Source organism: Chitinophaga nivalis (assembly GCF_025989125.1).
Taxonomy (GTDB): Bacteria; Bacteroidota; Bacteroidia; order Chitinophagales; family Chitinophagaceae; genus Chitinophaga; species Chitinophaga nivalis.
Genome location: NZ_JAPDNR010000001.1, coordinates 3,335,930 through 3,358,601, shown reverse-complemented (window position 1 = coordinate 3,358,601; position 22,672 = coordinate 3,335,930). Strand labels below are relative to the sequence as shown.

Sequence of the window (22,672 nt, the reverse complement as noted above, 5' to 3'; positions counted from 1 at the left end):
AATACGATAAAGGCTGCCACAGGTAATTTGTGGCAGCCTTTATCAATTAGGGTAATATAATTTGATTCTTGCTGATTTATTCCTCCTCCAGGATGGCCGCATAAATAGCTGCCTCCTCTTCCAGTATATTACCATGGTGCTTATCCTGCACCGGTATCACCCGGATCTGATCAGCAGCCGCCACCCGGTCGATATTGTTAAACGGCAACTGCAGAATACCCTGATATAGTGCCAGGATATCTTCCTGCTGGTAACGTTCATCCACCAACATCGCTTTTAACAATATGATCTTTGCAGCACTTAACCGTTGAGAAATGGCCTGTTCCGACAACTGATCTTCCAGCGTATTCAATTCTTCCTGTACATAGATATTTTCCATCTGTGGCTTATCACGGATAATACCGTTACTGCTTGCTGCCGCCTTTTTGAAGAGCTGTTGTAAGTCGGTATCCTCTTCTCTCAACACAGTATCCAACAGATAAACCCTGATATCAGTAACCCCTCTGCTCTCCAGCAAAGCCGCCATTTCAAGTGCTATCTGTCCTCCTAATGACCATCCCAGCAACCTGTAACCTTTGGTGGTGTCAGTGGCAGGTACCTGATCTATCAGATCCAGATAGTGAGCCGCTAATGTCTGCAGGTCGTTTATTTTTTCCTGGTGATACAAATTATACGGTTCAATACCGTAGCAGGAGAAATCATCACTTAATTTTTCTGCCAGCGATGTATACACCTCACTGCCTCCGGCTGCCGGGTGAATCATGAAAATAGGCTCCTTGTCAACAGCCGTATTGAGCTTCGTAATCAGCTGTCCTTTACTGTCGCCTTTACGAATGAGCGTAGCCAGTCCTTTTATCGACTTACTCATCAACAGTGTTGCCAGTCTCACTTCTGTATGTAACCGGTGGCTGATCTGTCTTACCACCCGGATAGCGAGGATACTATTACCTCCCAGGCGGAAGAAGTCATCATTAATACCCACCTGTTGCTGTTGCAGGCCCAATATTTCTGCATAGATATCGCGGAGCACTTCCTCCGTTTCATTCTCTGGCGCCTGATATGGTATATCGTCGGAGAAAACCGGCACCGGTAAAGCAGGATGGTTAAGTTTTCCATTTGCTGTCAGCGGTAATTTCTCCAGGTATACCAGGGTAGCCGGCACCATGTACTCCGGCAGGTAGTCTCCCAGCCAGGTGAGCAACTGCTGGTGGTTGAGCGGTTCCGCGGCCACATAATATCCTACCAGGTACTTCGCACCGGACGGTAACTGCTTCAATACGATGACCGCTCTTTTTACACCGGGGTACCGTTGCAGCTGTGCTTCTATCTCGCCGGGTTCTACGCGGTAACCACGGATTTTTAGCTGAAAGTCGTTTCTACCCAGGAATTCCAGGTTGCCGTCTGGCAGGTATCTCACTAAATCGCCCGTTTTATACAGGCGGCCATTAAATCCATTTGCTTTTTCTTCCTCGCTTTGGAAAGGGTTGGCAATAAAGCTTTTGCTGGTCAGCTCCGGCAGATTCAGGTATCCCCTTGCCACACCATCGCCACCGATGTACAATTCGCCGGCAGCGCCCACGGGAACCGGTACGAGGTATTTATCCAACACATACAAGGTGGTGTTGGCAAATGGCCGGCCTATTCCTGTCGTATAGGCATTGAGGTTAGCCGCTACGGTAACGGTAGCTTCCGTAGGACCGTATGAATTGATAATCCGATAATGTGCACTTCGTATTTTATGCAGTAATGCTGCCGTTAAATGTTCTCCACCGGAACTGATTCTCCGTAAGGTAGAAACAGCGGTTACCGGTAATATTTCCAGTAAGGAAGGGGTGGCGTCAATATAAGTCACCTGCTGACTGATCAGCGTTTGCAGGAAGGCACTTTCATTCTCCCAGCTATGATTATCCACCAGCAGCAGTTTATGCCCATGTAATAAGGCGAGCAATATCTGTTCTATAGAGGAATCGAATACATAGTTGGCCAGTTGCAACACCACTTCGTCCGCTCCAAATCCATACCGTACATGTATATCCTGTATCAGGTTTACTACGCCCTGATGTGGTACCATCACCCCTTTAGGTTTACCGGTAGTACCACTGGTGTAGATCACATAAGCCAGGTGCTGCGGTGTATTTACCTGCGGCTGATCACTGACCGTCTGCGCATCAGGTAATACCAGGCGGGCATCATCTATTACGGTTACGGCAGCCGTCTGACTCAACTGCGTTAATCTTGTTTCAGCCGCAGCATTTGTCAATATCACCTTCGCCTGTGTATCTGCCAGGATATAGGCAATACGTTCATCCGGTGCTTCCGGATCGATGGGCACGTAGGCGCCACCAGCTTTCCATACCGCCAGGATTGCCACCACCATATCTACGGAACGTCGTAAACACAAGGTGATCAATTCATCCGGCTGTACCTGATAAACGGTCTTTAAGTAGCTGGCTAATTGATTGGCCCTGGTATTCAGTTCCCGGTAAGTTAATGCGATCTCCCCATGTGCTACGGCAATATGATCCGGTGTCTTTTTCACCTGCTCTTCAAATACCTCCTGTAACGTACGATCATGCTGATAAGGTTGTGTTGTAGCATTCCATTCCGCTATCAACTGGTTGTATTGCGGCTGATCCAGATAACGGATTTCCCGGTTGGTGATATCCGGCCGGCTGATCAGCTGGTCCAGCAATGTACCAATACCTGTCAGTATCTGGCTTATTTTGTCTGCATCGAATAAATCACCGGCATATTCCAGTTTGACTACAATTTCTCCTGATTTTTCATATGCGGTTACCGCCAGCGGGTAGTCCAGTTTTTCAATACCCTCTTTAAATTCGATACCCAACGTATCACCTGCTGCACCTTTAGGGTCCGGATAATTTTCATATACGAACAAGCTATTGAATAACCGTTCTCCATGCTGTAAGCCTGCCAGACTAATATCGCTGCGGGTACTTACCTCATTGATCTGATCCTGTAGGTTCCGGATAGTCACCAGGATATCCACGTCTTCATGTTCCAGGATCACCGGCAACGTATTGATGTATAAACCTACCGATTCTTCTATATCATCGATAGCCAGGTTACGCCCGGATACGGTCATCCCTACTACCGTGGTGGTAGTGCCGCCGTAAAGGCTTAACTGCTTATGCCACAGGTATTGCAGCACGGCGTTAACGGTCAGCCCATATTGGGCACTCAGTGCTTTCAGTCCCGTGTAACGGGCACCTGTTATCAGTAAAGTATGTTCGAATGGCAACAGTACATGCCGGTATGCCGATAGTTCAACATGGCGTTTATCTGTTCGTAGTAACCCACTCAGGTCTTCCCGGTCGGTCAGCCTGCCAACATATTCCGTCCAGTAATCTCTGTGATGCTGCCTGTGCGATTGCAGATAAGTCTGGGCTGTTGCATAACTTTCATCCAGGCGTACCGCTATACTATACCCATCCTGTAAACGCAGGTAGGTACTATGTATATAATCCAGTAATACCGGCATACTCCAGCCATCCAGAATCGCATGATGATTACTCAGGATACAGCGATAATGGGTAGCAGATAAACGAAGCAGGTACACACGGAATAAATTACCGGCAGATAAATCATACGCTTTCGACCGGTCCGTTGATAAGATCTCTGCAACAGCGTAATCCTGCGCATCTGTAGTAGCTCCCGACAGATCCTCATATTGCCAGTGCAACTCGCCTGTTTTATCGATCACCTGTACCAGCGATTCTTCCCATGAAAAACGCAGGCGAAGGCTACTGTATTTCTCCTGCGCATATAACCAGGCCTGGCGCAGCAAAGGCGCCTGCAAGGCCGACTTATAGTCCCACACCAACTGTACACGATAGGCATCATCTACATCCCCCTGATTTAAGGCGTGATAAATAAATCCTTCCTGTAAACTATTAGCCAGATAAACACCGGCAATCTCCCGGGTTGCCTGCAATTCATGCAGGTAAGCAGCAGACACGATATGATCTACATCACTTACGGTCAGGTAGCTACGCTCCTGCTGCTGTAAATATTGCAGGATATCTGCCAGCGACTGACGGTATTGATTATTTACTGCTTCCAGCACATCTGCTGACAAGCGGCCGGATAAATAAACATGTAACTGGCCGTTCGTCACCATACTGTTAACCGTCAGTATATTATGATCTTCATTCGCATCGGACATTGCTGTTCCACTCCATTCTCCGCTGATATGCCAGTGATTAACGGCATCTGTACCTGTGTTATCCAGCTGTCCCAGATAGTTGAAGCTGATCTCCGGTAACACCTGCGCTACATAACCCAACAGCGCACCATAGCCGATTCCTTTATTAGGAATACTTCGCAGGCTTTCCTTCACCGCCGTGATTACTTCGCCGGTATGCTGCCCGTTGGAAGGCAGCAACACCGGATACAAGGTGGTAAACCAACCAACGGTATGGGTAATATCCAGTCCCGGGAATATCTCTTCCCGGCCGTGTCCTTCCAGCAATACATAGTGTTGTTCGTTGCCTGTCAGTGAAGAGAGCGCCAGACTCAGGCCGCTCAGTAACAGGTCATTGATTGCTGTATGATATACCTGATGGCTATCGCGCAATAAAAACGCCGTAGCTGCAGTATCCAGCGAGAAAGATATTTCTTTAACAGTATTATCTGTCAGCGTTGCCAGCTGTGCATTATAGGCGGCAATACCGGTCGTCACCTGTTCCCACCGCGCTTTCTCTGCGGCCAGGGCAGTTTCATCTGCCGATAAATAACCTTTGATGGCGGTAGTCCATTGACGATAGCTGCTACCTTTAGCACCTAAAATCTGTTCTGCCGATGCAGGCGGATTTTCCTGTGTGGATAAATACGTATAGATACGTTGCAGGTCTTCACTCAGGATACGCCAGCTGACCACATCTATCAGGAGGTGATGCCAGGCAAAATATAAACGGGAACTGCCATCTGCATAACCGGAGAGATAGCCGATCTGCCACAAACGGGTACCAAAAATATCAAAGTCTCGCTGCCACTCCGTCAATACCGATGCCAGTTCTACATGCGCAGGCAAAGACCTGATATCCAGTTCATGGATATTGAACGGCGCCACGGTAGCGGCATACTGTTGTTCGTAACCCGCTGCTGTTTGCTGATACGTGAACCTTAATGCATCGTGATAACTGATCAACAATTCTATTGCGGTATGCAGCAGATTGATATCCAATGCTGGTACTACCACCAGGAAAGATTGATTCCAGTGGTTATATTCCGGTAACAAGCCACGGGAGAGTTTATCAAAGAACCAGGATTGAACTGGTAACAAATCTGATAAGCCTGTCAATACGCCTTGCTCTGTCTGCAGTACCTGCCGGCCGGATGTGCTTTTGGCGATCACCTGGCTGTATAAGCTGGCAATGGTTCTGTGTTTGAATATATCCCGTACACTCACCTGAATGCCTAAACGTTGCCGCAGGCGGCTCACCAGCTGGATGCTCACGATACTATCGCCTCCCATCCGGAAAAAGTCGTCATGTGTACTGATCTTCGCCGGATCCAGGCCCAGCAGTTCACCATAAATATTACACAGGCTGGCTTCTGTTTCATTGACCGGCGCCTGATAGGTATCCTTGTCCAGCAGCTGGGGATCAGGCAGTGCTGCCCGATCCAGCTTACCATTGATGGTAGCCGGCAATTGTTCCAGGTGTACCAGTGCAGACGGTACCATATAATCCGGTAACTGTTCGTTCAGGCATTGCAGTATCTCCTGGTGATCCAGCACGCTGTCTGCCACATAATACCCTACCAGGTATTTGCCGGCGCCCTGTGTTCTGGCCAATACCACCGCTTGTTTTACGCCTGCAAAAGCGATCAGTTTACTTTCAATTTCTTCCAGCTCTATCCGGTATCCACGCACCTTCACCTGATGGTCATTTCTACCTACAAATTCAATATTACCATCCGGCAGGTATCTCACCAGATCTCCACTCTTATACAAACGGCCATTCCTGCCTGCCGCTATTTCTTCCGCTGTCCGGAAAGGATTGGGAATAAACCGGGCGGCTGTCAGTTCCGGTTGACGGAGATAACCTCTTGCCACACCGGCGCCTCCCACATACAACTCTCCGATAGCCCCCACCGGCAACAGCTGCTGCGTAGCAGATAAAACATAGGCGGTACTATTTGCTATCGGGCGACCAATAGGCAGGGTATGTAAGTCCAGATGTGCTTCTTCCAGACATTGATAAGTAGTGGAGAAGGTGGTATTTTCCGTAGGGCCGTAACAGTTATAGACATGTTTAGGACCATGCGACTGTAATGTTATTTTTTCAATCAGCCTTTTGTTCAGCACCTCTCCGCCCACCAATAGATTGCTCAATCCATCGAAAATGTGTTCATCTGCCAGATAGAAGCTATCAAAGAGTGTTTTTGTCAACCATAGGATACTCACGTGATGAGTGGTCAGCAATTGCCTGAATTTACCAGGATCTGCTGCCATATCCAGTATTTCTGCTACGAGTACCAGTTTGGCCCCATTCAGCAAGGCGCCCCATATTTCAAAGGTGGCCGCATCGAAAGATACCGGCGACAATTGTAAGAACACATCCTGCGCAGTAATAGCCTGATAGTTGGTATTGCTGACCAGCCGGTTCACACTTCGGTGTGCTACCATCACCCCTTTGGGCTGTCCGGTAGTACCGCTGGTATAGATCACATAAGCCAGGTTATCTGCCTGTGCTGCCGTATTGAGATTCAACGGCGGATAAGTAGTGGTCAACGTTTCCTGGAAGGTACTGCTATCAATAACCTCAATGGCTGCGTCACTGCATGATTGCAGCCGGCCTACATTACGATCATTGGTCAGTACTACCCGAGGCTTTACATCCGCCATTACAAAGGCAATCCTGGCAATCGGATACTCCGGATCTACCGGTACGTAGGCGGCGCCGGATTTCAATATCGCCAGCGTGGCGATGATCATGTAGGGTGATCGATCCACACAAAGTGCAATCAGATCATCGGGTACAATCTCATAGGTAGCTTTCAGATAAGCTGCCAGGCGATTTGCCTGCATGTTTAGTTCATGATACGTCAGACTTCCACCTTCGAATACAAGGGCAATATTGTCTGGCGTCAGTAACACCTGTTGTTCAAAAAGTTCCGGAATAGTTGCCTGGTCCGGATAAGCAGTGGCTGTTGCATTCCAGTCATGTACCAATTGATGATACTGTGCCTGATCCACATAGCGGAGCTCTCTGCTGGTGATGGCTGGCTGGCTGATCAGCTGATCCAGCAGTGTACCGATTCCGTTCAGCAACGCAGCTATGCTGGCAGCATCAAACAACTCACCGGCATATCTGAGCCACAACACAATCCGGCCATCTTTTTCATAAGCCGTTACCGCCAGCGGATAGTCCAGTTTTTCTATACCTTCAATCAATGCCAGGCCCAGGGCATCGCCCGCTCCTCCTTTGGATTCCGGATAGTTTTCATACACGAATAAACTGTTGAATAACCGTTCTCCCTGTTGCAAGCCAGACAAACTGATATCACTACGGCCACTCATCTCATTGATCTGATCCTGCAAATGGCGGATAGTAGCCAGGATATCCTCGTCCTTATGTTCCAGGATAACCGGCAACGTATTGATGTATAAACCTACTGATTCTTCTATGTGATCGATGGCCAGGTTACGACCGGAAACCGTCATCCCTACTACCGTAGTAGCCGTGCCACCATACACACTTAATTGCTTATGCCACAGGTACTGCAATACCGCATTCACAGTTACACCCTGTTCTCTGCTCAGTGCTTTTAATCCCGCGTAACGGGCATCTGTGATGTATAAAGTATGCTCAGCAGGTGATAATATATGGCGATACTCTGATAATTCTACCTGGCGTTTATCGATCTGTAATAATCCACTCAGATTCTCCCGGTCACCCAACCGGCTGATATATTCCGTCCAGTAAGCGCGGTGATCTTGCCGGTGTGACTGCAGATAAGCCTGGGCCGCTGCATAACTTTCATCTGGATGTACTGCTATGCTGTGCCCTTCCTGTAAACGCAGGTAGGTACTATGTATATAATCCAGCAATACCGTCATACTCCATCCATCCAGGATCGCGTGGTGATTACTCAGGATACAGCGATAATGCGTGGCAGACAACCGAAGGAGGTAAACACGGAATAAATTGCCGGCTGTCAGATCATATACCCTTGCACGATCCGTTGACAGTATTTCTGCAATGGCACCCGCCTGCGCATCTGCTGTAACTGCAGAGAGATCCACATATTGCCAGTTCAGTATGCCTGTTTTATCGATCACCTGTATCAGCGATTCTTCCCACGAAAAACGCAACCGGAGGCTACTGTATTGCTGCTGCGCATATAACCAGGCCTGGCGTAGTAGCGGTTCCTGTAAAGCCACCTGATAATCCCATATCAGCTGTACGCGATAGGCATCATCTACCTCACCCTGATTTAAGGCATGATAAATAAATCCTTCCTGTAAACTATTAGCCAGATAAACACCCGTTATTTCCCGTGTTGATTGTAACGTCTGCAGGTAAGCAGCAGATACCACCTGATCCACATCACTTACAGTCAGGTAGCTACGTTCCTGCCGCCGTAAATAATCCAGCATATCTTCCAGCGACTGCCGGTAATTACTGCTCAATACATCCAGCACAACAGACGACAACCGGCCGGACAGATACAGGTGTAACTGACCGTTGGTTACCATACCATTGATGCTAAGCACACTATGGAAATTATTCGCCTCAGACATGGCTGTACCACTGCGCTCTCCGCTGATATGCCAGTTGTGGGCAATATCCGTACCTGTATTATCCAGCTGTCCCAGGTAATTGAAGCTGATTTCCGGCAACACCTGATCTACGTAACCCAACAGGGCGCCGTAGCCGATTCCTTTGTTGGGAATACTCCGCAGGCTTTCCTTCACGGCCGTGATCACCTTACCGGTATCGTGCCGGTAGGAAGGCAGCATCACAGGATACATGGTGGTAAACCATCCAACAGTATGGGTAACATCCAGACCCGGGAATACTTCTTCCCGGCCATGTCCTTCCAGCAACACATAATGCCGGTCGCTGCCTGTCAAAGAAGACAGCGTCTGACTCAGCGCGCTCAATAACAGGTCATTGATTTCCGTATGATATACCCGATGGCTGTCGCGGAGCAAAAATGCCGTAGTAGCGGCATCCAGCGAGAACGATACTTCTTTGATCGTATCATCTGCCAGCGATGCCAGTAATGTATTATAAGCGGCAATACCAGTCGTCACCTGTTCCCAACGGGATTTTTCTGCGGCGAAGCGGGCTTCATCTGCCGATAAGTAACCTTTGATGGCAGCTGTCCATTGCCGGTAGCTGCTGCCTTTGGCACCTAAAATCTGTGCTGCTGATGCAGGCGGATTTTCCGGTGCTGATAAATGTGTATAGATACGTTGCAGGTCTTCACTCAGTATACGCCAGCTGACTGCATCTATGAGGAGATGATGCAAGGCAAAGTACAACCGGGAACTACCATCTGCATAACCGGAGATATATCCTATCTGCCACAAACGGGTACCGAAAATATCAAAGCCACGCTGCCACTCCGTCAATACGGTATCCAGTTCTTCCCTATCCAACAAAGACCGGATATCCAACTGGTGGATATGGAATGGTGGTACTGCAGCCTCATAATGTTGTTGATAACCCGCTCCTGTTTGCTGATAAGTGAAACGCAATACGTCATGATAATTAATCAGCAGCGTTACTGCAGCATGCAGCAGTTCTATGTCCAGTGCTGGTACCACCACCAGGAAAGACTGGTTCCAGTGATTATATTCCGGCAACAAGCCACGGGAGAGTTTATTAAAGAACCAGGACTGAACAGGCAGGAGATCTGCCGAACCGGTCAACACCCCTTGCTCTGTCTCCAGTACTTTCTGACTGGTCGTACCACTGGCAATCACCTGGCTGTATAAGCTGGCAATTGTCCGGTGTTTGAAAATATCCCGCACACTCACCTGAATGCCTAAACGTTGCCGCAGACGGCTTACCAGCTGAATGCTCACAATGCTATCGCCTCCCAGCCGGAAAAAGTCGTCATGGGTACTGATTTTGGCAGGATCCAGGCCTAACAGTTCACCATAAATACCACACAGGCTGGCTTCTGTTTCATTGGCCGGCGCCTGATAGGTATCATTATCCAGCAGTTCAGGATCAGGCAAAGCGGTGCGATCCAGCTTACCATTGATCGTAACCGGCAATTGTTCCAGGTATACCAGCGCAGACGGCACCATATAATCCGGTAACTGTTCTTTCAGATGCTGTAGTATCTCCTGGTGCTCAAGCGCATTGTCTGCCACATAGTATCCTACCAGGTATTTGCCGGCGCCCTGTGTTCTCGCTAATACCAAGGCTTGTTTTATACCTGCAAAAGTGATCAGTTTACTTTCAATTTCTTCCAGTTCGATCCGGTATCCGCGCACCTTCACCTGTTGATCATTTCTGCCAACAAATTCAAGATTACCGTCTGGCAGGAATCTTACCAGATCTCCACTCTTATACAAACGGCTATTGCTGCCCGTTGCTTTTTCTTCGGCTGTCTGGAAAGGATTCGGGATAAACCGCGCAGCGGTCAGTTCCGGTTGACGGAGATAACCTCTTGCTACACCGTCGCCTCCTACATACAACTCACCGATAGCACCTACCGGCAGCAGCTGGTGCGCCGCAGATAATATATAAGCAGTACTATTCGCTATCGGGCGGCCGATGGGCACAGTAGACAAGTCCAGATGCGCCTCTTCCAGACACAAATAAGTAGTGGAATACGCTGAATTTTCCGTAGGCCCGTAACAGTTAAAGACATATTTCGGACCCTCTGGCTGTGTCGTTATTTTTTCAATCAGCTTCTTGTTCAGCGCTTCCCCACCGGTCAACAGAATGTTCACGCCATCGAAAATGTGGTCATCCGCCAGATAGAAGCTATCCAGAAGTGCTTTTGTCAGAAAAAGAATACTTACTTCATGCGTCGTCAGCAATTGCCTGAATTTACCAGGATCTGCTGCGATATCCATTATTTCTGCTACGAGTACCAGTTTAGCTCCATTTAACAAAGCGCCCCATATTTCAAAAGTAGCCGCATCAAAAGACACGGTAGACAACTGCAAGAGCACATCCTGCGCAGTAATAGTCAGATAGTTGATATTTTTAACCAGCCGGTTCACCCCCTGGTGTGCTATCATTACCCCTTTGGGTTGGCCGGTAGTACCACTGGTATAGATCACATAGGCCAGGCTATCGGCCTGCGTTGCCGTAGTGAGATTTGATGGCGAACAGGTAGTGACTAACGTTTCCCGGAAGCTGCTGCTATCAAGCACCTCAATAGCTGCATCAGAACATGATTGCAGCCGCAATACGTTACGTTCATTGGTCAAAATAACCCGGGGCTTCACATCCGCCATTACAAAAGCAATCCTGGCAATCGGGTATTCCGGATCTACCGGTACATAGGCTGCACCGGATTTCAATATCGCCAATGTAGCAATGATCATGTCTGGCGAACGATCCACACAAAGTCCAATCAGATCATCCGGTACAATATCGTAAGTAGCTTTCAGATAAGCTGCCAGGCGATTTGCGGCTATGTTCAGTTCTTCGTACGTCAGGCTTCCGCCTTCATATACAAGCGCAGTATGATGCGGTGTTAATAACACCTGTTGTTCAAAAAGTTCGGGAATGGTTGCCTGATCCGGATAAGCAGATGCCGTTGCATTCCAATCATGCACCAGCTGGTTGTATTGTGCCTGATCCACGTAACGGATTTCCTGGCTGGTGATGGCAGGTTGGGCAATCAGCTGATCCAGCAACGTGATCATACCCGTCAACAACTGACTAATCTGCCCGCTACTAAATAACTCACCTGCATATTCCAGCCGGAGCGCTACTTCACCCGGAAATTCATACACCACTACTGCCAGCGAATAATCCAGTTTGCCTATCCCTTGTTTAAATTCGATATGCAACTGACCTTCTCCTATGGAAGCCGGCTCCGGATAGTTTTCATATACAAACAGACTAGAGAACAGTCTTTCTCCTCCTTTTTGCAATTTAGAAAGATCGATATTACTATGGCTGTTCACCTCATTGATCTGATCCTGTAAGCGGCTGATACTCGTCAGCACCTGCTCTTCCTCATGCTTCAGCACAACCGGCAAGGTATTGATGTACAGCCCTACCGCTTCCTCTATGCCATCTATGGCAAGGTTGCGACCAGCGACAGTCATACCAACTACCGTAGTGGCGACACCACCATACACACTTAACTGCTTATGCCACAGGTATTGCAGCACTGCATTTAAGGTAAGTCCATGCTGACTGCAGAACGCTTTTAACGCGGTATAACGTGTTGCATTAATTACCAACTCCTCGCTGGCCGGTGCTATGATGTGCCGGTAATCAGGCAATTGCACCTGTCGCTTACCCGGTTTTAATAATCCACTCAGATCCTCTCTATCCGTCAATCCCTCCAGACATCCATTCCAGTATTCCGTATGATTTACACCAGATTGCTGCAGATACAACTGTGTAGCGGCATAGTTATCGGTGGTAATTTCTTCCGGCTGTTCCCCTGCCAGCAACTGCAGATAAACGGTATGTACGTAGTTCATCAGCACCGGCATACTCCATCCATCCAGGATTGCATGGTGATTGCTGAAGATGCAGCGATATTGTTCTGCTGAGAAACGAATCAGGTAAATGCGGAACAGGTTGCCCGCAGCCAGATCGTATCCTATCGCCTGGTCTGCTGTCAGTATCTGCTCTATCGTCTGTTCCTGTTCCTCTTTAGAAAGATGATCGATATTACTATAACGCCAATCTAATGCACCTGTTTTATCTATGATCTGTACGAGGGCTTCTTCCCATGCAAACCGCAACCGTAAGGTGCTATAGCGCTGTTGCGCTTTTTGCCATGCCTGCTCCAGTAAATCTACCTGCAGTGGATTATTATAGTCCCATGTGTGTTGTACCCGATAGGCACTGTCTATATCTCCCTGATTCAGGGCATGATAGATGAAGCCCTGTTGTAAACTATTGGCCAGATAAATACCGGTAATTTCCCGGTCAGCCTGCAACGCAGTCAAGTGCTCCGCAGACACGATGTATTTCACATCGGCAGCAGTCAGGTATCCGCGTTCCTGCGTACTTAAATAGTCGGCTATAGCTTCCAGCTGTTGCCGGAATCCCGTTGCAAATTGCTGCAGGTCTGCTGCCGATAACCGGCCTGTAATATTCAGCTGCAGGATGCCATCAACAGCGATCGCGTTGATATGAATGACATGCTGGTCATTGTTAACAGGCAGTAACGACCAACCGGCGCCTTCTCCTGTTAACTGCCAGGAGGCCTCTTCCGCTGTACGGTTATTGAACTGTCCCAGGTATTGAAAACTGATATGCGGCAGCGTATCACCGGCATGGGGCAATATAGCACCGAAGCCAATACCCTGATCCGGTACTTTTCTGAGCGCCTCCTTCACAGCAACGATCACGGTGGCAAAGTCCTGTTTATCCGTGCTCAGTTCCACCGGATAAATAGTGGTGTAAAGTCCTGTTGTATGGCTGCTTTGCAGCGTTCCTGCTTCCAGCGCACGGCCATCACCTGCCAGCAATACCTGATGCTGTACACTTCCGGTTAAGGCAGATAACGACAGGTACAAACCACTTAGCAACAACTCTTCTGTAGCGGTACGATATATCTTGTTATTTTCATCCAGTAATAACTTGCTATAACGGGCATCCAGCTGTATACGGGTGTGTAACACCGTTGTTGTGGCTATTGCTTCCAGCTGTTGATTACCGGCGGTCGCTGCAGCGGTGACTGCATGCCAGTGGTCCCGCTGGCCGGACTGATATTCCTCCTTCACGAGATAACTGCCGACTGCGTTTACCCATTGCCGGTAGCTGCTTCCTTTAGCGCCCAGGATGTTATGTACATGTATATCTGTTGTATTTCCCGGTTGCGCAGACAGATAACTGTAGATGCGCTGCCAGTCTCTCACAATGATCTTCCAGCTTGGGATGTCCAGCAATAGTGGATAAGCTGCCACCTGCAGGTAGGCATCCGCAGGTGATTCAGCAGCCACATAGGTGATGTTAAACAACCTGTCAGCGGCTTCCCACACCCCGTTATTTTTCCCGGATAATTCCACGTCGTTTAATGTATGGATATGCCAGTCACCTGTGGCATCCGCCGCGGCATAATATTGTTCATAGCCGTTCTTATCCTTTTTGTAGGCCAGGCGAAGTACATCGTGGTAGGCGATCAGCTTTTGCAGGCTTTGTTCCAGCAGGGAGTGATCCAGCTCCGGTACAGCGATGTATAGCAATTGCCGGCCTTGCAGGTCATTATCTGCCAGGTACCATTGCTGTACCGGCGACCAGTTTACCGTACCGGTTAAAATATCCTGCTCCGTCTGTGCCGCCACCGCGCCAGCTGCCTGCTTTTGTACGATATGGTTGTACAACGCTGCGATAGTCCGGTATTTAAAGACATCCTTTACGGTGATCTCCACGCGCAAGTGCTGGCGGATACGGCTTACCAGGCGGATACTCACAATGCTGTCGCCACCCAGGCGAAAGAAATCACTGCCGGTACCTACCGTTCCTGCTTTTAAATCCAGCAACTCTGCATATATATTGCATAGTAATGCTTCTGTTTCATTTAAGGGCGCCTGATATCCATCTGTAGCCGTTTCCAGCTCCGGCACCGGTAATGCCTGACGATCCAGTTTCCCATTTCTGGTCAGGGGTAGTTGTTCCAGGTATACAAAAACAGCGGGTACCATATATGCCGGCAATACACTCGCGGCATAGGCCAATAAGTCGGGATGCGGTAATACCTGCTCTGCGATATAATAAGCTACCAGGAATTTTGCACCACCTTGTTCTCTTGTCAGCACCACCACCTGTTTGATAGCTGGGTGCGTCGTCAGTTTACTTTCAATCTCTCCCAGTTCGATCCGGTATCCACGGATTTTCACCTGGAAGTCGGTACGGCCTACGAACTCCATGGTGCCGTCTGGCAGGTATCGTACCAGGTCACCGGTTTTATAAAGCCGGCCGTTCAGACCAGTGGTTGTTTCTTCCGCGCTCCGGAAAGGATTGGCAATAAATTTTTCGGCGGTCAGCTCCGGCAGATGCAGGTATCCTCTGGTAACACCACTTCCACCAACATACAATTCGCCGGTGGCGCCTACCGGGAGTACCTGCAGGTCTTTACCCAACACATAACAGGTAATATTACCAATCGGACGCCCGATACTGCTTTGATGCCCTCCTGGCTCATAACAATGATAAGAAGTACATACCGTCGCTTCTGTAGGGCCATATTCATTCACCAGTTCTGCGAGCAAGGTACCCGGTACAATGTCGGGCAGTCTTTCGCCTCCGGTGATAATCGTTTTAAGTGCCGGCACCGGTTGTTCCAGGAACTGGGGCAACAGGGCAGACGGAATAACGGAAACGGCTATATTTTTCTGTTGGATATAGGCACGCAGATCGTCCACACTGGTCCGGAGCTGTTCACTATACAGATACATGGTATTCCCATTACAAAATACGGGAAACGCTTCACACACAAAGGCATCGAATACATAGCTGGAATAAATGCCGATGTGTTCATAACGATCCAGCCGGTGTACAGTAATCAGTTCGTGGATGAGGTTCACCACACTTTTATGTTCTACCAATACGCCTTTGGGTTTGCCGGTAGTACCGCTGGTATAGATCACATAAGCCAGGTTGTGGGTATGGCTGCTTTCCAACGGAATATTCGTGGCAGGATAAGTACCGACCAGCGAATTAAAATCATCTGCATCGATGGCGGCTACCGCACTTGCAGCATTCAGCGCAGTCAGTCTTGGCTGATGAATGGCATGGGTCAGTAAAACCTTCGCCTGTGTGTCTTCCCATATATAGGTGATCCGCTCGTCCGGATAAGCCGGATCAAGTGGTACATAGGCTGCTCCTGCTTTCATGACCGCCAATATGGCTATCAGCATATATTCAGAACGATCCAGGCAAAGTGCAATCAGGTCGTCGGGCTGTATATGGTATGTTGCCCGCAGATAAGCTGCCAGTTGATTGGCTTTTTCGTTGAGTGTGCGATAAGTCAATACACTTTCTCCCGATACCAGTGCGATATTATCCGGTGTGCGGTTTACCTGCTGTTCAAAAAAAGCGGGCACCGTAGCTTGCTGCGGATGATTTACCGTTGTATCATTCCATTGCCGGATCAGCTGCTGGTATTGTACGTCGTTCACGTAGTTCAATGCGTGGCTTTCCAATGAAGGATTTTCCAGCCATTGATCCAGTAAATGTACCACTCCGCCTACCATCTCGTTCATCTGTTCTTCGCTGAACAGCTCACCGGCGTAATGCAACGTCATTTTTATCTCCCCACCCCGTTCAAAAGCCATGAAGCCAAGTGGGTAGTCGAGCTTTTCCACCATCTCCCGGAACTCAATCTGCAGTTCTACTTCTGACTCCACCCGTGGCACCGGGAAGTTCTCATAATCGTATAAGCAACAGAATAACCGCTCCCCATTCTTTTGCAATTTAGACAGGTTCATTTCGCCCCGGCTATTTACTTCATTGATATACGCCTGCAGCGTGGTTATTTCCTTCCATACCAGTCCTCCTTTATGTTCCAGAATGACAGGCAGCGTGTTGATGAATAAACCGACTGCCGTTTCTGCATCATCGATGGGAATATTACGGCCGGACACAGTCATCCCTACTACGGTGGTATCTACCCCTCCGTATATGCGCAGCTGTTTATGCCAGAAGTATTGTATCACAGCATTGGGGGTGAGATCATACTTGTAGCAGAGCGCTTTGAGGATGGCATACTTTTCATCTTTCACGTACCGTACCTGTTTGGCAGGTACTGCTACATGGCGATATTCCGACAGGATGGTTTTACGTTTTTCCGGTAACAACAAACCTGTGAGGTCTTCCTTCTCTGTCAGCAACGCTACATAGTCTTTCCAGAAGATTTTATTATCTCCCCAATGATGCTGCAGATACACCTGCGCTGCTTCATAGCTGCTATCAACACTGGTATTCACGGGCCATCCTTTCCGGAGCTGTTCATAGGTATCATGTACATAATTGAACAATACGGGAATGCTCCATCCATCGAGTATCGCATGGTGATGGCTGAAGATGCAACGATAATGTGTATCACCTATTTTAATCAGGTATAGCCGGAAAAGACCTGCTTTCGCCAGATCATATTGCTCCGTGCGGTCATCTGCCTGCAGCTTATTTAAGATTGTTTCCTGTTCTTCCGGGGAAACATGCGTTAAGTCTGAATAGCGCCAATCCAGTGTACCCTGTTTATCTACTATCTGCAACAGCTCTTCCTCCCAGGCAAACCGGAGCCGCATCGTACTGAATCTGGCCTGTGCCGCTTTCCAGGCTCCTTCCAGGTTTAAGACATCCGGTAAAGCATTATATTCCCAAACGATCTGTACACAGTAGGCATCATCCACATCTCCCTGACTCAGGGCGTGATAAATAAATCCCTGATGCAGGCTATTGGCCAGATAAACACCATCCAGCTCCTGCGCGGCCTGTAAGCGGTTCAGGTAATCCTTTGACACAATGCCTCCCACATCGGCCGGCGTCAGATAGGTTCTTGACTGGTCGTGTAAATAATCGATCACCACTTTCAGGTGATGCTGAAAACCGGTAAATAACTGCGATAGTTCTCCTGTTGCCAGGTGTCCCAGCAATCTGACATGCAGCTGACCACCTATGATCAGCGCTGCTATGCTGAGTATATATTGTGCATCTTGGGATACATCCCAGGTAAGATCGTCGGCGCCACGCCAGACCGTGATGGGCGCCTCCGCTGCCGTTTCAAATTCACCCAGATAGGTAAAGCGGATATTAGGCAGTTCTTTCTCTCCTACACCTCCAACAGCCACAAAACGACTGCCATGACCAGGCACATTCCGGATGCTTTCTTTTATTTCAACGATGGTAGCTGCCGGATCATCACCACAGCTGATGGATACCGGATACCCGGGCGTCAGTGCCCCGATGGTACGGCTAAAATCCAATGCCGTTGGTAACGTTTCTCTCAGCTGATCCTGTAATAAAACATAATGCTCCTGATGACCGGTCCAGGAACGCAACAACATACTTAAAGCGCCCAGTATCAGCTCCTGGGTGCGGGTATTGTATACTTTGTTGCCGGTACCTGACAACAAACCGGTATAGTACTGATCCAGCACAAATTCCTCGTGGTGCAAACTGCTGTCTCTTACCACCCCCAGCGATGCATTGCTGGCCGGAATAGCAGTCAGTACTTTCTCCCAATAGATTTGCTCCGCCGCGGCGCCATCCTGCTCATGGGTGAGTGTAACAGATAGTTCGTTTAGCCATTGCCGGTAACTGCCTCCTTTATTGCCCAAAATAGTGGCTGCCTGCACGGTAGCGGCATCTTCCCTGTTTGCGGCCAGATACAGGTAAATACGTTCCAGGTCTTTAATGAGTATATGTCCGCTGGCGACATCCGCTATTAACGCATGCAGCAGGAAATACAGCCGGTCATTTTCCGGTGTTGCTCCTTTCAGGTATACCACCCGCGCCAAAGGAAAGGAAGAGGCAGCAGCATCCTGCAGCTGACCGGTTAACCAATGCTGTAAGGTACCTTCATCGCCTGTTATATAAGTAAGGCTGGTATGATCAGCAGTATCCTGGTAAATGAGCTGCCAGGTGTTACTATCTGAAACAGCGTGTATTCTTAAAGCATCATGCCAGGCGAAAAGTTGCTGCACGCTTAATGTCAGCAATTCCTGGTCTGCCGGCGGTACGATTCCTATGTAGGTATAACCGGACAAGTCCCCGCCTGTTGTTATTTTATTCAGTACGCTGGTATGGAAAGGTAATAATGGTAAGGTACCTGTTAATACCCCTTGCTCCGCTTGTACAGCTGCTATTGTATCATTTTGGGCAATCAGTTCACTATATAAGGCGGCAACGGTTTTATGCTTAAACACATCCATGATCGTGATTTCCACCCCTAACTGCCGGCGTACGCGGCTGACCAGCTGCGTACCCATGATGCTATTGCCTCCCAGCCGGAAGAAGCTCGAATGGATACTGATCTTTTCTGGCTCCAGCTCCAACAGCTCTGCATATATCTGACACAATTGCGTGTGAATCTCATTTTCGGGCGCATGATAATCATCTGTATTAATGAACACCGCTTCCGGCAATGCTTTCCGATCCAGCTTGCCGTTGGTTGTCAAAGGCATTTCATACAGGTGAATCAGTATAGCCGGCAACATGTATTCCGGCAAATGCAATCCCATATGATCCAATATAACCTGCTGATCCAGCGGTGCCGGCGCTACATAGTAACCAGCCAGGAATTTGTCGGCGCCCTCTCCTTTGGCTACTACTACCGCCTGTGTAACATCCGGATAATCTGCCAGCCTGTTTTCTATCTCTCCCAATTCAATCCGGAATCCCCTTATTTTCACCTGGAAATCGTTCCGGCCCAGGTAATCGATTGCTCCGTCACGCTGGTACTTCACCAGATCGCCTGTTTTATACAACCGGTCGTAGATACCCAGCTGCCGTTCCTCTTCCGTTTGAAAAGGATTAGGGATGAAACGTTCTGCGGTAAGCCCTGGCAGGTGCAGATAGCCTCTGGCCAATCCGACGCCGGCAGCATATAATTCTCCCTCAGCACCTACTGGTACCGCTGATAAATTACCATCCAGTATATACACCCGTATATTTGAAATCGGGTAACCGATGGCTACTTTATCTATATCCCTCGCATTACAATCATAGTAGAGGATATCCACCGATGCCTCCGTAGGCCCGTACAGGTTATGTATTTCCGCCGATGGGATTAACTCATGTGATTTAGTAACCTGTTTCAGCAATAAAGCTTCTCCGCTACAGAAGATGTAGCGCAGCGAAGAAAGTCCCTGCTGTAAATATTCCTCATTTTCCAGTACGCCTTCAAAAGCGCTCAACATAGAAGGCACAAAATGCAATACCGTTACGCCTGCCGTATCGATCAATTTTGCCAGGGCCACACTATCTCTATGTACATCAGGCGGCGCTATCACAATAGCCGCGCCGTACCAGTTAGCCCAGAATAATTCCCATACCGACACATCAAATACGTAAGGCGTTTTTTGCAGGATACGGTCTGATGGTACCAGGGGATATTCATTGTTCATCCACACAATACGGTTGATGATACCTTTATGTTCTACCATTACTCCTTTCGGCCGGCCGGTGGTACCACTGGTATAAATGACATATGCCAGATTTTCCGGCTGACTGGAGTCGGTCTGGTTTTCCGTTGAAAAATCTGTGATGATACCAGATAAAAGTATTGGCTTATCCACACTTTCTACCGGCACGGTACCGGATAAACCAGACAATCTTGCAGCATAGCGGCTACTGGTCAGCACTACTTTCGTCTGTGTATCCGCTATGATATAATCAATTCTATCATCCGGGTATCCGGGATCCACGGGTACATAAGCCGCCCCTGATTTGAGAATGGCTAATACTGACACCAGCATATGTTCCGAACGATCCAGGCAAAGCACAATAAGGTCATCTGGTTGTATATCATAGCTCGCTTTCAGATAGTCTGCCAATTGGTTAGCCCTGTTGTTTAATTCACGATAAGTAAATTGCAGGTCTTCATATACCAACGCAATATTTTCCGGTGTCCGGCGCACCTGTTCCTCGAACATGGAATGGATGGTCTGATCTTCCGGAAATTCTTTTTGGGTGGCATTCCATTCATCAAAAATCCGGGTATAATCAGGCGCCTGCAACAATTCATAGCTATGCACAGCATTTCCCGCACCATCATTTAACAGATCTTCCAATACTTTTGTGAAGAGATGCCGATAGACATTGATAAAGTTATTCATCCGTGCGCTGTTAAACTCACGGCTATTGTAGCTTATTCTGAAATCTATCCGTCCTTCTCTGATCTCCTGTTCAAATATCAGCCTGCCAGGTACATACCGGTTCAGTTGACTATTGATATCTACATTGGCAAGCCCCTTGTAAGACAACAACATTTCGTTCAGGTTAGCCTGTGCAAATACAACGGTCAGCAAATCCTTATTGCCTACGTATTGCAGCACTTCCCTGATGGGAATACAACCGGCATTGGCCTGTTTAAACTCCTGCTGATAGGTACTATATTGGCTGATCACCCCCCTCAGGGTAGTAGCCTCATTAAATCTATAATCCCTGATAATATAATTATTGTGCGTATGATATTGAAGGGAGTCACTTTCCAGTATATCGATGGGATTACCGATAGCAATGTCTTGCTGTTGATTGGTCTGATGTAACAATATAGCCAATATCAACTCTGCATAGGCGGCATGATCCAGCTCATATTTCACTGCTACTTTGAGTACATCGGCCAATACAGTTTCATCATAACTGAAACGAATTTCAGCTGTCTTAAATGGTTCCAGCAGCAACGGGCTTTTCACCACATGTGCATTCGTTTTCAGAAAGTCTGTATTAACAGCCGGTAAATTATTTAAATGTTTGGTCCAGAAATCAGACATTTCAGATCGTCCTTCCTGCCAGGCAGCATTCAGCTTATCCCATAGCTGATACTGCTGTAACACCTGATGCTGTACGGCTGTTTCCTTATTATACTGTATATCGCTGTAATAGCGGCTTATTTCATAGATAAACTGATTTTCCGCCATACCATCTATCAGGATATGTGGAATGGTACAGATAAAGCGATAGTTATTACTATCCTGCTTAAGCAGATATAGTCTTATTAACAGGTCTTTTTTAAGATCAAATCGTTTTAAGGTAAGCTGGAGAATATCTTCCGGACTCAAAGGATCAGCATAACATTGTAACAATTGTGCTGTATCTGGTATAGGCGCACGCTGTATCCAGAAATATTGATCTCTTTCTTCAGTGACATTGCTATTCACGAAAACATGATCATTAACAAATTTTATGAGCCGTTGATTGAACCATACAATATCTATATCTCCGGACAACAACTGGTCCCAGATAACATGGTAATCATCCCGATGGATATCCTGTAGATATTTTTGGTATAACATTGCCTGATACGGCGTGAGGGGAACTTTCTGGTCATTAAAAGTCCATGGAATATGCGTTGTGATACTCATAATAGGGTCGACATTTTTATGTTAGCTGCATGAATAATCGGCACAGAGCCTTGGTCACGGCTCTATGTGGGCGAAACAGTACGTTAATGGTCAAAAATCCTGTTACTCGGACAGGAGGTATTACATCCCGTTATTTTCTAACAGTACGTTAATGGTCAAAAATCCTGTTATTCGGACAGGAGGTATTACATCCCGTTATTTTCTAAGGGAATCAGATTCATTAGGATCATCTAAAAAAAATTCTTTGAGATTAATTAATGATATATTTAAAAAATTAGCATGGAGGATTTGGGTTCATAAAGACAAAAATACTGGTGTCGTATTTTACGGTTATCAAAGTTATTCAGCGATACCGCAAGAACACTTCATCGATAAAAAAAAGTACAATTTTACCGCATACTAATCAATATTTAGCCTGCATATTTCATTTCATACTTTTTAAAACAATGCATC

1 protein-coding gene is annotated in these 22,672 nt (G+C 47.8%); it reads right to left on the bottom strand.

Annotation, left to right across the window (positions count from 1 at the left end):
- Positions 1-76: 76 nt before the first annotated feature.
- Positions 77-22,219 (bottom strand): non-ribosomal peptide synthetase, encoded by a 22,143-nt coding sequence (locus OL444_RS13670; RefSeq protein ID WP_264732629.1) that lies wholly within the window; start codon positions 22,217-22,219, stop codon positions 77-79.
- Between the last annotated feature and the right edge of the window lie 453 nt (positions 22,220-22,672).

Coding starts and splice junctions, on each gene's coding strand:
- OL444_RS13670 (WP_264732629.1), bottom strand. CDS start 22,219: ATGAGTATCACAACGCATATTCCATGGACTTTTAATGACCAGAAAGTT.